At 72.9% G+C, this 14,688-nt stretch carries 11 protein-coding genes; 5 read left to right on the forward strand and 6 right to left on the reverse strand.

The window, feature by feature from the left end; genetic code table 11:
• Positions 1 to 50: 50 nt before the first annotated feature.
• The 3 genes from ACQPWW_RS31425 (at position 51) to ACQPWW_RS31435 (ending at position 6,140) form a co-directional block, all read left to right on the forward strand.
• Entirely contained in the window at positions 51 to 1,679 is a 1,629-nt protein-coding gene (locus tag ACQPWW_RS31425) for a lytic murein transglycosylase (RefSeq protein WP_433127446.1), read from the forward strand.
• A gap of 72 nt (positions 1,680 to 1,751) precedes the next feature.
• Positions 1,752 to 2,768 (forward strand): GNAT family N-acetyltransferase, encoded by a 1,017-nt coding sequence (locus ACQPWW_RS31430; RefSeq protein WP_433134694.1) that lies wholly within the window; start codon positions 1,752 to 1,754, stop codon positions 2,766 to 2,768.
• Positions 2,769 to 2,861: 93 nt separating this feature from the next.
• Positions 2,862 to 6,140 carry a lamin tail domain-containing protein gene (locus ACQPWW_RS31435; protein ID WP_433127447.1) on the forward strand — a complete coding sequence of 1,093 codons (3,279 nt, stop codon included), beginning with the start codon at positions 2,862 to 2,864 and terminating at the stop codon, positions 6,138 to 6,140.
• Positions 6,141 to 6,243: 103 nt separating this feature from the next.
• On the opposite strand, the gene ACQPWW_RS31440 is transcribed toward ACQPWW_RS31435, so the two are convergent.
• Entirely contained in the window at positions 6,244 to 6,591 is a 348-nt protein-coding gene (locus ACQPWW_RS31440; RefSeq protein ID WP_433127448.1) for a MerR family transcriptional regulator, read from the reverse strand.
• Between the two features lie 57 nt (positions 6,592 to 6,648).
• Here ACQPWW_RS31440 and ACQPWW_RS31445 point away from each other — a divergent pair, with 57 nt between their 5' ends.
• Positions 6,649 to 7,224 carry an NADPH-dependent FMN reductase gene (locus ACQPWW_RS31445; RefSeq protein WP_433127449.1) on the forward strand — a complete coding sequence of 192 codons (576 nt, stop codon included), beginning with the start codon at positions 6,649 to 6,651 and terminating at the stop codon, positions 7,222 to 7,224.
• Between the two features lie 9 nt (positions 7,225 to 7,233).
• Positions 7,234 to 8,760 carry a DHA2 family efflux MFS transporter permease subunit gene (locus ACQPWW_RS31450; protein ID WP_433127450.1) on the forward strand — a complete coding sequence of 509 codons (1,527 nt, stop codon included), beginning with the start codon at positions 7,234 to 7,236 and terminating at the stop codon, positions 8,758 to 8,760.
• On the opposite strand, the gene hemB is transcribed toward ACQPWW_RS31450, so the two are convergent.
• Genes hemB through ACQPWW_RS31475 form a run of 5 tightly spaced genes read right to left on the reverse strand, consistent with a single transcriptional unit; the run spans position 8,711 to position 14,421 of the window.
• Complete coding sequence (gene hemB / locus ACQPWW_RS31455) at positions 8,711 to 9,694, reverse strand: porphobilinogen synthase (protein ID WP_433127451.1); 984 nt, start codon at positions 9,692 to 9,694, stop codon at positions 8,711 to 8,713. The two genes, ACQPWW_RS31450 and hemB, sit on opposite strands and share 50 nt — an antisense overlap.
• A 20-nt stretch (positions 9,695 to 9,714) precedes the next feature.
• The gene (locus ACQPWW_RS31460) at positions 9,715 to 11,295 is read right to left on the reverse strand and encodes a uroporphyrinogen-III synthase (protein ID WP_433127452.1); all 1,581 of its coding nucleotides are present in this window, start codon (positions 11,293 to 11,295) and stop codon (positions 9,715 to 9,717) included.
• Positions 11,292 to 12,260, reverse strand: coding sequence for a hydroxymethylbilane synthase (hemC, locus tag ACQPWW_RS31465; RefSeq protein ID WP_433127453.1), 969 nt, complete (start codon positions 12,258 to 12,260; stop codon positions 11,292 to 11,294). Before hemC ends, ACQPWW_RS31460 begins: the two co-directional genes overlap by 4 nt.
• On the reverse strand, positions 12,257 to 13,654 hold the full coding sequence (locus ACQPWW_RS31470) for a glutamyl-tRNA reductase (RefSeq protein ID WP_433127454.1): 1,398 nt from the start codon (positions 13,652 to 13,654) through the stop codon (positions 12,257 to 12,259). Before ACQPWW_RS31470 ends, hemC begins: the two co-directional genes overlap by 4 nt.
• On the reverse strand, positions 13,651 to 14,421 hold the full coding sequence (locus tag ACQPWW_RS31475; protein ID WP_433127455.1) for a redox-sensing transcriptional repressor Rex: 771 nt from the start codon (positions 14,419 to 14,421) through the stop codon (positions 13,651 to 13,653). The genes ACQPWW_RS31470 and ACQPWW_RS31475 overlap by 4 nt, the downstream gene beginning before the upstream one ends.
• Positions 14,422 to 14,688: the final 267 nt, after the last annotated feature.

A 14,688-nucleotide genomic window follows, 5' to 3' on the forward strand; every position in this document is an offset into this window, starting at 1 on the left:
CAAGGGTACGTGGATCTGACGTGCGGCGGAGGATGGGTGATACTCGACGGGTGGTGGACGGCGAGGACGACACGCGTGTGCAACCGTTACGACCGGCCGCGCCGCTGGACGGGCCACTTGAAGGCTCGGGGGCCGCGCCCGACCCGGTACGCGCCGTGCCCCGCCCCCGCCGGCCCTGGCTGAGCGGCCGAACCCCGAGCGCGCCGCCCACACCTGCCACCACCTCCAGCCCGGCCGACGCCGCCACCTCCGGCCCGGCCGACGCCGCCAGGTCCGAACCGGACGCGGGCGCAACCGGCGCCGGCACGAAGGACCCGGCCAAGCCCGATCTGGTCGCCGACGACAGCTCCGGCACCCAGGTAGCAGCCCTCAGAGCCGACGACCCGAAGGCCGAAGACCCGAAACCCGAAAACCCGACGGCCGAAGGCCCGAAGGCTGGAGGCCCGGAAACCGGAGGCGCGGAGGCGACCGGCAGCGCCACCGATCCGGACGCGCCGAAGGCTGCCACCGGGCCGAACGCCGACGCGCCGACTGGCGACACGAAGACCAACGCGCCGACTGGCGACGCGAAGAGCGACGCGCCGACTGGCGACGCGAAGAGCGACGCGAAGACCGTCACCGTGGTCGCCGCCGATCCGGCGAAGACCAGTGTGGACGAATTGTCCGCTGTGTCGGCGTCCGGCCCCGCCCGGCGGCGGCGGGTGCCGTTCGCGCACGCGGTACGGATGCCACCGCGCCAGGCAGCAGCCTCGGCCGTCCGGGCGACCCGCGCCTGGGCCCGCCGACCGAGTGGCCGGCTCACCCTGCCCGGCCTCTTCCTGCTGGCGCTGGTGGCCGTGACCGCGGCGGCGGGCGCCCTGCTCGTGCCGGCCACGATCCGCGCCCCCCACCCGGTCGCAGCCGACGCCTCCGGCACGCCCACCGTGCCGCCAGGAGCGCCGTCCCGCCTGCCCACCGGCCCACTGCCCACCGGGCTGGTCCCCACCGGCCCGCTGCCCAGCGGAGGGTTGCCGGGCGGTGGGCTGCCCAGCGGTGGGCTACCCAGCGGTGGCCTGCCGAGCGGCGGACTACCCGGCGGCCCCGGCATCGGTCCGGGGGTCGGAGGGCGACCGTCCGACGCCCTGGCCGGCTGGGCCCAGCAGGTCGGCGCCAAGGTGAACATTCCGGCCGTCGCCATGCAGGCGTACGGCTACGCCGAGCTGATGCTCGCCCAGACCAACCGTAGCTGCGCGCTGAGCTGGACCACGCTGGCGGCGATCGGGCAGGTCGAATCGGGGCACGGCTCGGCCAACGGCGCGCGGTTGGGGCAGGACGGCAAGGCGCTGCCGAAGATCATCGGGTTGCCGCTGGACGGCAACGGCGGCCGTATGCGGATCATCGACACCGACCGTGGAGTGCTCGACGGGGACCTGACCCTCGACCGGGCGATCGGGCCGATGCAGTTCATCCCGACCACCTGGCAGGAGATCGGCGCGGACGCCGACAATGACGGGCTCAAGGACCCGCACGACCTGGACGACGCCGCCCTGGCAGCGGGGAACTACCTCTGCAAGGGCGGTCGCAACCTGAGCATTCCGGGCGACTGGTGGAACGCGATCCTGTCCTACAACGATGTACGGCGGTACGCCCAGGACGTCTACGACACCGCCAACCGGTACGGACGGGCCAGTCGCCTGTGAAGTGATCGTCTCGATACGTTGGAGAACTGGACACTTCCCCCCAGCCTCTGTTAGCGGCAAGCTAGACGGGTGATGGTGCGCGAGTGGGACCCGAGGACCGCGTCGTCCGCCGAGATCGCGTCGCTGCTGGTCACGCTGAACGCGGTGCTGGCGGCTGATCTGCCGCAGGATCCGCCGTGGCGGGAGACCTCACTGCGTGAATACCTCGCCGAGGTGATGCCCGGCGAACGGCGGATTTCCTGGATCGCCCAGGCCGAGCCGACCGGGCCCGGTGATCCGGGCGCGGTGCTCGGCCAGGTTCACGTGCTACTCCTCGGTGACATCGGCGTGCTCGAGGTGCTTGTGCACCCGTCCGTGCGGCGCGGCGGCCTCGGCCGTGACCTGGTCCTGCGTGCCGCCCGCCGGGTCTACCAGGAGGGCTTCCGTTCGATCGGGGTCGAGGTGGTCGGCGACACGCCCTCGGTCGGGTTCTACGAGTCGCTCGGCTTCACCCGGGAGTACGTGGAGACGCGCAGCGTGCTCGACCTGACCGCTGTCGACTGGGCCGAGCTGACGCAGATGGCCACCGGCATCGCGGCTGGCTATCACCTGGAGTTCTTCCCCGGCGGGCCACCGGACGACCTGATCGAGGCGTACGCGCGGGCGAAGGCCGAGGTGCGCGACGTCGACGACGGTGAGCTGCGCCCCAGCTCCTACGAGCCGGAGCGGCTGCGCGACAGCCTCGACACCCTGCACCGGCGGGGCATGAAGCCGTACATCGTGCTCGCCCGGCACGAGCAGAGCGGCGAGGTGGCCGGTCTGACCGAGGTGGTGGTGCCCGCGCAGCACCCGACCCGCGCCGACCAGTACGACACGATCGTCGCGCAGGACCACCGGGGTTACGGCATCGACCGGGCGATCAAGGCCCGGATGCTGCTGGAGCTGCGCTCCGCCGAGCCGGAGCTGATCGAGGTGCAGACCTGGAACGCGCAGGCCAACGAGGCGATGCTGAAGGTCAACGCGGAGCTGGGCTACCGGCCCGACCGCGACTGGTGCGAATACAGCGTCGACGTCGCTGAGCTGGTGCACCGACTCGACTCGCCGCGCTGAGGGAATTCACGTAACTGTCCACTAGGGGATGGACGCTGGACCACCGCGCACCTTAACGTGCGTTGACCCCCATCCGCCCATCGTGGAGGCCCTATGCGCCCGCGCCGCTCAATCGCCGCGCTCGCGACCGCCACCGCCGCCGTGACCATCACGGCGCTCGGCGTCGCACCCACCGCGGCCAGCGCCGCGCCCACCGACCTGTTCATCTCCGAGTACGTCGAAGGTTCGTCGAACAACAAGGCGATCGAGCTGTTCAACGGCACCGGCGCCCCGATCGACCTCGCCGCCGGCGGCTACCGGCTCCAGCTCTACTTCAACGGCTCGACCACGGCCACCACTGTCGCGTTGACCGGAAGCGTGTCCGCCGGTGACGTGTTCGTGTTCGCCAGCGCCTCGGCCGGGTCCGCCATTCTCGCCCAGGCCGACCAGACCACCGGGGCCAGCCTGTTCAACGGCGACGACGCGGTAGTGCTGCTCCGGGGCGCCACAGTGCTCGACTCGATCGGGCAGGTGGGCGTCGACCCGGGCACCGAGTGGGGTGCGGGCGTCACCGGCACCGCGGACAACACCCTGCGCCGGCTGTCGACGGTGACCAGCGGCGACACCGACCCGACGGACGCGTTCGAGCCCGCGGCCCAGTGGGCCGGCTTCCCGGTGGACACCTTCGACGGCCTCGGCGCGCACACCGTGGACGGCGGTGGCCCGGTCGACGTCCCGGCCACGCTGACCTGCGGTGGCCCGCTGGTCACCAGCGCGGGCACGGCGGCGAGCCGGGAGGTCACCGCCACCGACCCCGATGACACGATCGTCGACCTGGCGGTGACCTCGGTCAGCCCGACCCCGTCCGCCGGCTCGATCACCCGCACCGCGTTCACCCCCGCCGAGGGCGTCGGCGGCACCGCCCGTGCCACGATCGGCGCGAGCGCCGACCTCGCCGCCGGGGCGTACACCGTCGTTCTCACCGCGACCGACGCGGGCGGTGGCACCGCCACCTGCGCGCTGGTCGTGCAGGTGACCCGGGAGCTGACCGTCGGCGAGGTGCAGGGCCCGACCACCGACACCGAGTCCGGCCCCGCCGACCGGTCGCCGCTCGCGCCGGCGAGCGGCAACGGCACCAGCAGCACGCTGTACGACGTGCGCGGCGTCATCACCCAGTTGACCCTGGCCCGCACGTCGGCCGGCGCGGAGCAGCACGGCTTCTTCCTGCAGAGCCGCACCGGCGACACCGACGGCGACGCGACCAGCTCCGACGGCGTCTTCGTGTTCATGGGCACGTTCACCTCGCTGGTCGGCGGCTACGTGCCGACCGTCGGCGACGAGGTCGTGCTGCGCGCCCGGGTGTCGGAGTACTACAACTTCACCCAGCTCTCCGGTGCCTCGCTGGTCCGCCGGATCGCCACCGGCCTGAACGTGGACACGACGGTCGCGGTCACCGACGCGGTGCCACCGGTCGAGCTGACCGAAGCGCAGCGTTTCTGGGAGCGGCACGAGGGCGCCCGGATGCGGGTACGCGCGGGCAGCGGCACGGTGAGCGGACGGGACGTCTTCTCCTCCACCGCCGACGCCGAGCTGTGGGTGGTCGACCGGGACGACCCGCTGCTGGACCGCGCCGACCCGTACGCCCGGCGGGTCTTCCGGGACTCGCACCCGCTGGACAACGACCCGACCCGCCGCTTCGACGACGGCAACGGTCAGCGGACGCTGCTCGGCAGCATGGGCGTGAAGGCCACCGCCGGGGACAGCGCCGCGCTGCTCCCGCCGGCGCACACCTTCGACACGCTGCGCGCGGACGCGGTAGGCGGGGTCTACTACTCGTTCGAGAAGTACGGCGTCCAGGTCGAGCAGGCGGAGTTCACTGCCGGCGCCGACCCGTCGAAGAACAACCCGCCGAAGCCGGCCGACCGGTCACAGGAGGTGGCCGTCGCCACGTACAACGTGGAAAACCTGTACGACTACCGCGACGACCCGTTCGACGGCTGTGACTTCACCGGCAACGCCGGTTGCCCGGGTGTCGACCCGCCGTTCGACTACGTGCCGACCAGCGAGGCGGACTACCAGCAGCAGCTGGGCGCCCTCGCCGACCAGATCGTCAAGGATCTGCACGCACCGGACCTGATCCTGGTGCAGGAAGCCGAGGACCAGGACATCTGCACGGTCTCCGGTGCTGCTTTGAGCTGCGGCGACACCAACAACGCGGATGGCGCTCCGGACAGCATCCAGGAGCTCGCGCTCCGGGTGGCTTCGGCCGGCGGGCCGGCGTACGCCGCCGCCTATGACCGGACCGGCGCGGACGCCCGCGGCATCACCGCCGCGTTCCTGTACCGCACCGACAGGTTGTCGTTGGCGGCCGCGACGGCGAGCGACCCGTTGCTGGGCTCGACGCCGACAGTGCAGTACCGCGCCGCCGGTCTACCGACCAACGCCGACGTGCAGAACCCCAAGGCGCTCAACGCCGTGCTGCCGTCCGACGTGGACACGTCGACCGGTAAGGACGGGAACAACGTCTTCACGCGGGCACCCCAGCTGGGCAAGTTCGACGTGGCCGCGGCGCCGGGCTCGACCGAGCGGTTCACCCTGTACGCGCTCAGCAACCACTACTCCTCCGGTCCCGACGGTCGGATCGGGCAGCGGCGGGAGCAGGCACGCTACGGCGCGGCGATCGTCACCGCGATCGAGGCGGCCGACCAGAGCGCCCGGGTGGTCTACGGCGGGGACCTGAACGTCTTCCCCCGCCCGGACGACCCGATCGCCACCGGTGCCCAGCCCACGCCGTCGGACCAGCTCGCCCCGCTGTACGAGGCCGGCCTGCACAACCTGTGGGACAACCTGGTGGCGGACGTGCCGGCGTCGGCCTACTCGTACAGCTTCGAGGGGCAGGCGCAGACGCTCGACCACCTGTTCGTCAACGACGCGCTCTACGGCGACCTGGTGCAGGTGCGGGCGGCGCACATCAACGCCGACTGGCCGGCGGAGTTCACCGGCGACGGGTCGCGGGGTTCCAGCGACCACGACCCGCAGGTGGCCCGGTTCCGGTCCCGGGCGTCGCTGAGCGTCGCCGACGCGTCGGTGGTCGAGGGCGACCAGGGCACCCGGCAGCTCACCTTCACCGCCACCGTGTCCCGGCCGCTGTCGCAGCCGGTGCTGCTCTGCGCCGCGACCGTCGGCCTCACGGCGCAGGTGGGCTCGGACTTCGACGCGTACGCCGGCTGCCGTGTTCTGGCCGCCGGTCAGACGTCGGTGACGCTCCCGGTGACGGTGCGGGGTGACCGCAGGCGCGAGTCGGACGAGAGGCTGTCCCTGCTGGTGGCCGGTGTGCCCGGCCTGCGGTTGGCCGATCCGCTGGCGACGGGCACCATCACCAACGACGACTGACGGCCCGCGCACCAGCGCGCTCGATCCCAGATGTAGTGGCCTCCGCCGATCAGGAGGCCACTACATCTCTGTTTTCGGCACGAGCATCGCGGACCGGGTGGGGTCAGAGGTCGCAGAGGCGGCGACCCGAGCCGATGTCGTCAAGTGCCGCGTGCAGGTCGCGGATGCGCCGCTCGGCCTCGGCGGTCAGCCGCTCGTGCAGACCCTGCCAGTCGGCCGGCTGGGGGTCGGGTGGCAGGGCCGCGAGCAGGTCGCGGATGTCGTTGACGGTCAGGCCGACGCGCTGGGCCACCCGCGCCACCCTGATCCGGCAGGCCGCGTCGGCGTCGAAGCGCCGCTGGTTGCCGCCGGTGCGGGCAGCCGTGATCAGGCCCTGCCGCTCGTAGAACCGCACGGCGGAGCCGCTGACGCCGCTGTCCCGGGCCACTTCGCCGACCGTCAACGTGCCCATCGCCACTCCCCCGCCGCCATTGACTTCACCATTAGTTCAAGTCCTAGCGTCCCAGGCATGACTACGCAAGAGGACGTCGCACCGCCGACCGTCGCCGTGCTCGTCGGGAGTGTCCGGAAACCTCGGGTGGGCCGCTCGATCGCCGACTGGTTCGTCGCCCACGGCAGTCGCCGGGCGGACCTCGACCTGGACCTCGTCGACCTCGCCGAGGTGGCGCTGCCCTTCGCCGACACCCCTCCCGGTGGCAATTCGGCAAGCCCGATCAGTGCCCGGTTGGCCGCCGCCGACGGGTTCGTGGTGGTGACACCCGAGTACAACCACAGCTTCCCGGCCGCCCTGAAGAACGCCATCGACTGGCACTACCGGGAGTGGGCCCGCAAGCCGGTGGCCTTCGTGTCGTACGGCGCCGGCTCCGGCGGCATCCGCGCGGTCGAGCAACTCCGGCTGGTCTTCGCCGAGGTACAGGCCGCCACGACCCGCTCCGGGGTGGTGCTCCGGGCGCCGTGGGAGCGACTCGACGTCGCCGGGCGGCTGGTCGATGACGAGCCGCTGCGGAAGGCCGCCGACGCCACGCTGAGCGAGCTGGCCTGGTGGGCCGAGGCGCTGCGCGCCGCCCGCCGGGTCCGGCCCTGAGCTGGCGACATGGACGCGTCCGCGCGACGGCTCGGCTGGTACCTGACCCTTGGTGGTCTGCTCGCGGTGATCGACACGACGGTCACCGTTGTGGCCCTGCCGAGGCTGGTCGACGACCTCGACACCAACCTCACCACGATCGGCTGGGTCACCAGCGGCTACGCGCTGGCACTGGTCGCGGTGATGCCCACCGCCGCCTGGGCGATCGGCCGGTTCGGCGCCCGCCGCACCTACCTGACCGCGCTGCTGCTGTTCACCGCCGGCTCCGTGTTGGCCGGGGCCGCCTGGAGCGTCGGGTCGCTCATCGCGTTCCGGGTGCTCCAGGGCCTCGGTGGCGGACTGCTCAACCCGGTCGGGATGGCCGTCGCGCTCGCCGCGGTGCCGCCCGGACGGCGCGGACGGATGATGAGCCTGCTCGGCCTGCCGGTGCTGGTCGGGCCCCTGATCGGGCCGGTGCTCGGTGGGCTGCTGCTCGATCATGCGTCCTGGCGGTGGATCTTCTGGATCAACCTCCCGGTGGGGCTGTTGGCGGTGGTGCTCGGCCGGTCGGTGCTGCCGGTCGCCGACCCGCGACGACCACCGGTCCGGCTGGACGTCGTCGGGCTGCTGCTGCTCTGCCCCGGTCTGGCGCTGGCGGTGTACGGGCTCAGCGTCACCGGCGAGCGGGGCGGGGTCGGCACCGCATCCGTGCTGCTGCCGCTCGCGCTCGGCGTCATGCTGGTGGCCGCCTTCGCCTGGCGGGCCGGCCGGGTACGGCAGCCGCTGCTGCGCCTGGCCGTGCTGCGCGCGCCGGGGATGGCTCCCGGCGCCGCGACTGTGGCGTTCTTCGCCGCCGGATACTTCGGCTCGTTCCTGATCATCCCGGCCTACGTGCAGGTGGTACGCGGTGACTCGGCCACCCTGGCCGGGGTGATCGGCATCCCGCAGGCGCTGACCACCGGGCTGATGCTCCAGGTCGCGACCCGGCTCGTCGATCGCGTCTCGGCGCGGCGGGTGGTCGGGCTGGGCATCTCCACAGCGGTGGCCGGCACGGTGGCCCGGGTGCTGGTGCTCGACGCCGACACGTCGTACCCGCTGCTGGCCACGCTGGGCGCGCTCATCGGCCTGGGCATGGGTGCGACGCTGATGCCGACGATGACCGCGGCCAGCCGGTCGCTCTCGCCCGAGAACCTGCCGTCCGGTTCCACACTGCTCACCACCGTGTCGCACACCTCGGTCGCGGCCGGCACCGCGCTGATCGCCGCCGCCCTGTCCTGGCTGGCGGACCGGCTCGCGCCGAGCCTGGGCGGCGGGGGCATCACGGCCGCCAACCGGCTCGACCCGGTCAGCCGGCTCAACCTCGCGCCGGAACTGGCGCAGGCCACCCGGCTCGCGCTGGCGGTGTCCGCCGTGCTGTTGGCGCTCGCCTGGCTGACCAGCCGGCGACTTCCGGCCGCCGTCGCGGGTGCCGACGAGGTGGCCACCCCGGCGGGACCCGCGGAGTCGGTCAGTAGCGCTGGCGGAGCAGACCGGCAGCCTCGACGGCCCAGTAGGTGAGGATGATCTGCGCGCCGGCCCGCTTGATCGAGGTGAGCGTCTCCATCATCACCCGCTCCCTGTCGATCCAGCCGTTCGCGGCGGCGGCCTCGACCATGGCGTACTCGCCGGAGACCTGGTAGGCGGCGACCGGGACGTTCACCGCGGCCCGCACCGCCGACACCACGTCGAGGTACGGCAGCGCCGGCTTGACCATCACCAGGTCGGCGCCCTCGGCGACGTCGAGCTCCACCTCGCGCAGCGACTCGCGCAGGTTGGCCGGGTCCTGCTGGTAGGCGCGCCGGTCGCCCTCCAGCGCCGACTCCACCGCCTCGCGGAACGGGCCGAAGAAGGCGGAGGCGTACTTCACGGCGTACGCCAGCACTGCCACGTCCTGGTGACCGGCGGCGTCGAGCGCCCTGCGGACCACGCCGACCTGGCCGTCCATCATCCCGGACGGCCCGACCATGGTGACCCCGGCGGCGGCCTGGGCCACCGCCATCTCGGCGTACGCGGCAAGGGTGGCGTCGTTGTCGACGTCGCCGTTGGGGGCGAGCACCCCGCAGTGCCCGTGCGAGGTGAACTCGTCAAGGCACAGGTCACTCATCACGACAGTGCTGTCGCCCACCTCGGACACCACGTCGCGGATGGCGACGTTCAGGATGCCGTTCGGGTCGATGCCGCCGGAGCCGGTCGGGTCCCGGCGTTCCGGCACGCCGAAGAGCATGATCCCGCCGACGCCGGCCTGGACCGCCTCGGCCGCCGCCTTGCGCAGCGAGTCCCGGGAGTGCTGGAGCACCCCCGGGAGCGACCCGATGGCGCGGGGCTCGGTCAGCCCCTCCTTGACGAACATCGGCACGACCAGCTCGGCCGGGTCGACCCGGGTCTCGGACACCAGCCGGCGGATCGCCGGGGTGCGGCGCAGCCGGCGGGGCCGGATCTCGGGGTACGACATGGCAGGCCCTCCTCGAACGACTACCGGAAGCGCAAGGCGGTCGGGCCCTGCACCTTCGAGCCACGGCGCTGTTTGGCCGGCATGGCGGCCAGCTTCTCGCGCAGCTCGACGGCGTAGGCGGCGAGCGCCTCCACCAGGTCGGGCACCGAAGCGTGCGGCGGCTGGACGTCGACCCGCAGGCCGAACTCCGTCGCGGTCTCCGCCGTCTTGGGCCCGATGACGGCAACAACGGTACGCGCGTGCGGCTTCCCGGCGATGCCGACCAGGTTCCGCACTGTCGAGGACGAGGTGAAGAGCACCGCGTCGAACCCGCCCGACTTGATCGCGTCCCGGATCTCGGCGGGCGGCGGCGCGGCCCGCACCGTCCGGTACGCGGTCACGTCGTCGACCTCCCAGCCGCGCTCGGTGAGCCCGGCGGCGAGCGTCTCGGTGGCGATGTCGGCGCGCGGCAGCAGCACCCGGCCCACCGGGTCGAGGATCTCGTCGTGCGGGGAGAACTCGGCAAGCAGACCCTCGGAGGACTGCTCCCCGGCGGGGATCAGCTCCGGCTGGATGCCGAACGCGCGCACGGCGTCCGCCGTCGCCTCACCGATGCAGGCGATCTTGACGCCGCCGAAGTGCCGGGCGTCCAGGCCGTGCTCGGCGAACTTCTCCCACACCGCGCGGACCGCGTTCACCGACGTGAAGATCACCCAGGCGTACCGGCCGTCGACAAGGCCCTTGACCGCCCGCTCCATCTGCGCCGGGGTACGCGGCGGCTCGACCGCGATGGTCGGCACCTCGCAGGGGATCGCCCCGTACGCGCGCAGCCGCGCGCTCATCGCGCCGGCCTGCTCCTTCGTCCGGGGTACGAGCACCTTCCAGCCGTACAGCGGGCGGTTCTCCCACCAGCTCAGCTTGTCCCGCTGACCCACCCCGACACCGACGGTGAGCACCACCCGACCGGTGAAGCCGAGCGCTGCGGCAACGAAGCTGTCCACCGTCGACGTGGTCGTGTACTGGGTCTCGCCGGTGCCGTCGCCGGTCACCCCGACGCCGGTGGTGCCGTCGACCCCGGCGGAGAGCAGCCCGTCCCGGACAGCGGCGAGGTCACCGGCGTCCACGGCCAGCGCGAGCGAACCCCGCCCGACGGCCGCGGCCAGCGCCTCGAAGTCCAGTGCGGTGACGTCCTCGACGTCCGCCGCGGTACGCACACCCGGCAGCGGAACACCCGCGTAGGTGGCCACACCCTCGGCCTGGCCGACGCCGGGCACCACCTCGAAGTGGGCGGCGGTGCGGGCCACCGCCTGCACCTCCTTGACCACCGAGTCGTGGCCGAACGGGTCGCCGGCGACCAGGTGCACCGCGTTCAGCCCGGATCGGGCCGCGGAGATCAGCACCTTCGCCACGTCCCCCGGCGCGCCTTCGGCGGGGGTGAACTCGGCGTCGTCCCTGGCCTCGGCGCGAACGACGGCGAGCAACGACTCCGGGACTCCCCGGTCGTAGATCACCTGGTCGGCGTCGACAAGGGCGTCGTGGGCCCGACGGGTCAGCAGCCCTGGGTCACCGGGGCCAGCCCCGACGAACGCGATACGGCCGACGGGCTTACGGGTGCGGGTCATTCTGTGCTCCCAAATTGCTGGGTCCCCGGGCCGGTGTGTCCTTCGTGGCCGAGGATCGAGTCGGCGCCGAGGTCGAGGAGTTCGGCGGCAAGTGCCTTACCGATCTCCGCCGCGTCGGCGGGCGTTCCGGTGCGGGACAGCCGGAGGTCACGAGTGCCGTCCGGGCTGATCACCGCCCCGCGCAGGTAGATCTCATCGCCGGTATCGCCCTCGGCGAGTTCCGCATAGGCGGCGACGGGTGCGCTGCACCCGGCCTCCAGGGTTGCCAGCAACGCGCGTTCCGCGGTGACCGCGGCGCGCGACGGTGCGTGGTCGAGCAGCGCCAGCAGCTCGACCAGGTCGTGGTCGTCGACCCGGCACTCCACGGCCAGGGCGCCCTGGGCGGGCGCGGGCAGCATGAGCATCGGGTCGAGCGTTTCGGTGATCGCGTCGGCGCGACCGATCCGGGCCAGCCCGGCCCGGGCCAGCACTACCGCGTCGAGGTCGGCCTCGGGGCCGAGCACCCGCGCCAGGCGGGTGTCGATGTTGCCGCGGATCGGGGTGACCTCCAGTTGCAGGCCGAGCGCGTGCAACTGGGCGATCCGGCGCAGCGCGCCGGTGCCCACGGTGGCGCCGGGCGGCAGCTCGGCGAGCGTCCGCCCGCCCTGGGCGATCAGCGCGTCGCGCGGGTCCAGTCGCGGCGGCACCGCCGCGATGTGCAGCCCGCCGGCGGCAGCCGTGGGCAGATCCTTGTAGGAGTGCACAGCGAAGTCGATCGTCCGGGCGGTCAGCGCGTCGCGCAGCGCGGAGACGAACACCCCGACGCCGAGCCGGTGCACCGGCGCGTTGGAGCGGTCGCCGGCGGTGACCACCTCGACCAGCTCGACCGGGCGACCGGTGGCGGCGGTCAGCGCCTCGGCGATCTGGCTGGACTGGGCCATCGCCAGGGCGCTGCCCCGGGTGCCGAGGCGCAGGGGGGCGGTCATCGCGCACCTCCGGAGGGTGGGGTGGGCTCGGCGGTGTCGGCGCCGGACACCGGGTCGGTGCCGGGGAGCGCCAGGCCGAGGTCGGGGGTCAGCACGTCGGGGACGGTGTCCACCGGAGAGGTCTGCGGCACCTCGAGGTCGAACAGCTCGCGCAGCAGCGCCGCGTACTGGTCGCCGCCGGGCTCCGCGGCCAACTGGCGGACCTTGACGGTGGGCTGGTGCAGCAGCCGCTGCACGACCCGGTGCACGGTGCGGGCCACCTCGGCGCGCAGGTCGTCGCCGAGGTCGGGGCGACGCTGGGCGAGCCGGCGCAGCTCGGCGGTGACCACGTCGTCGGCCCGGCCGCGCAGCGCGGCCACTGTGGGCGCCACGTCGGCGCCGCGCAGCCAGGTGAGGAAGCTCTCCACCTCGCCCAGCACGATCCGCTCGACGGCGGCGGCGTCCGCGGCGGCCGGACCGTCGGCGAGCAACGTCGCCATCCGGTCGATGTCGATCACCTCGACGCCGGGCAGTGCGGCGACACCGTCCTCGACGTCACGCGGGACGGCCAGGTCGAGCAGGACCAGCGGGCCCCGGAACGGGTCCCGTTCGGCAAGCGCCGCGCTGACCACCGAGCGGGTGAGGACCGGTTCGGTGGACGCGGTGGCGGCCACTACGATGTCCACTGTGGAGAGGGTGTCGGCCAGCTCGGTCATCGGCGCGGCACTCGCCCCGTACGACTCGGCGAGCCGGACGGCCCGGTCGGCGCCCCGGTTGCTGACGGTGAGCGGGCCGGCGCCCAGCCGGGACAGCGTGGCCACCCCGAGTGAGCCCATCGCGCCGGCGCCGATCACCAGGGCCGGGTGGCCGGCGAGGTCGCCGTCGAGGTGCCCGGCGGCCAGCTCCAGCGCGGCGGTGACGACGCTCTGGCCGGCGCGGTCGATGCCGGTCTCGGCGTGGGCCCGCTTGCCGACCCGCAGCGCCTGCTGCATCAGCTCGTGCAGCAGGCGGCCGGCCGAGTCGGCGCCGGTGGCCCAGTGGTACGCGTCACGCAGCTGGCCGAGGATCTGCGCCTCGCCGACCACCATCGAGTCCAGTCCGGTGGCGACCCGGAACACGTGGTCCACGGCAGCGGTGTCGTAGTGCACGTACAGGTGGCTGGCGAGCGCCGTCGGCGAGCTGCCGGCCTGCTCGGCCAGGACGGCGCACACGTCGCCGAGCCCGCCGTGGAAACCGGACACGGCGGCGTAGACCTCCACCCGGTTGCAGGTGGAGACGAGCACCGCCTCGGCCACGTAGGGCTGGGCGACAAGGCGATCCAGGGTGCGGGTGAGGTCGGCGGGAGGCACGGCCAGTTGTTCCAGCGTGGCGACCGGGGCGGTCCGATAGGACGCGCCGACGACGAGCAGTTTCACGTGCCGATCGCCTCCTGGGTGTCGGGGGCCGCGAACCCGCCCGGCAGGGCCGTGAGAGCGGACCCGCCGGTGGCGGGCAGCGCGGTCAGCGACGCCTTGCGGTGTTCGTGGAAGGACAGAATCTGCAGCTCGATGGCGAGATCGACCTTGCGCACGTCGACCCCCTCCGGCACCGAGAGTACGCACGGCGCGAAGTTGAGGATGCTCGTCACGCCGACGGCGACCAGCTGGTCGGCGACCTGCTGGGCGGCGGCGGCCGGGGTGGCGATCACGCCGATCGCGAGGGATTCCTCGGCGGCGACCGTCGCCAGCTCGTCGACATGCCGGACTACCAGGCCGTTGATCTCTTCGCCGACCCGGGAGGGATCGGCGTCGAGCAGTGCGGCGATCCGGAAGCCCCGGCCCGCGAAGCCGTCGTAGCCGGCCAGAGCGTGACCGAGATTACCCACGCCGACCAGGGCGACCGCCCGGCGCTGGGTGAGCCCGAGCACATTCTCGATCTGCTCGATCAGCAGCGCGACGTCGTAGCCGACTCCCCGGGTGCCGTACGAGCCGAGGTGGGAGAGGTCCTTGCGAAGCTTGGCGGAGTTGACGCCAGCGGCGGCGGAGAGCCCCTCGCTGGAGACCGTCTCGTGCCCGGTGTCGGCGAGGTTGTGCAGCGCGCGCAGGTATTCCGGGAGCCGGGCGACTGTGGCCTCGGGCAGATCCGGGAGCGCTGGTACGGCACCGGCGCGGCCGGGCGCGCCTGGGTGACGGTGCTGACTCATGAGACTCCGTGCGGTGCGATCCTCGGCCAACTCCGCTGGTCGGCCGCTTATGGACTCCCGCTGGCGACCGAGGTTGCCGGCTGTGCTAGCAGGGCGCGTCGGAGTCACAGAGTAGGCGCTTGTGAAGACGTGCACAAATCGCGATCTTGTCGCTGCGCGCCGCAACTCCACAAGCACCTCCATTCCGCAAGATCGATTTAGCGACTTTCGCCCGCGCCGCCCGGCCGATTATTGCTCAATCCCGACTTCTCTGACCAATCCCGCGCC

Source organism: Micromonospora sp. CA-240977 (genome assembly GCF_050942285.1).
In the GTDB taxonomy this organism is placed as follows: Bacteria; Actinomycetota; Actinomycetes; order Mycobacteriales; family Micromonosporaceae; genus Micromonospora.

What these genes read in the sequence shown, in the direction of transcription:
- ACQPWW_RS31430 (WP_433134694.1), top strand. Translation starts at nt 1,752, where the DNA reads ATGGTGCGCGAGTGGGACCCGAGGACCGCGTCGTCCGCCGAGATCGCG.
- ACQPWW_RS31435 (WP_433127447.1), top strand. Translation starts at nt 2,862, where the DNA reads ATGCGCCCGCGCCGCTCAATCGCCGCGCTCGCGACCGCCACCGCCGCC.
- ACQPWW_RS31440 (WP_433127448.1), bottom strand. Translation starts at nt 6,591, where the DNA reads ATGGGCACGTTGACGGTCGGCGAAGTGGCCCGGGACAGCGGCGTCAGC.
- ACQPWW_RS31445 (WP_433127449.1), top strand. Translation starts at nt 6,649, where the DNA reads ATGACTACGCAAGAGGACGTCGCACCGCCGACCGTCGCCGTGCTCGTC.
- ACQPWW_RS31450 (WP_433127450.1), top strand. Translation starts at nt 7,234, where the DNA reads ATGGACGCGTCCGCGCGACGGCTCGGCTGGTACCTGACCCTTGGTGGT.
- hemB (WP_433127451.1), bottom strand. Translation starts at nt 9,694, where the DNA reads ATGTCGTACCCCGAGATCCGGCCCCGCCGGCTGCGCCGCACCCCGGCG.
- ACQPWW_RS31460 (WP_433127452.1), bottom strand. Translation starts at nt 11,295, where the DNA reads ATGACCCGCACCCGTAAGCCCGTCGGCCGTATCGCGTTCGTCGGGGCT.
- hemC (WP_433127453.1), bottom strand. Translation starts at nt 12,260, where the DNA reads ATGACCGCCCCCCTGCGCCTCGGCACCCGGGGCAGCGCCCTGGCGATG.
- ACQPWW_RS31475 (WP_433127455.1), bottom strand. Translation starts at nt 14,421, where the DNA reads ATGAGTCAGCACCGTCACCCAGGCGCGCCCGGCCGCGCCGGTGCCGTA.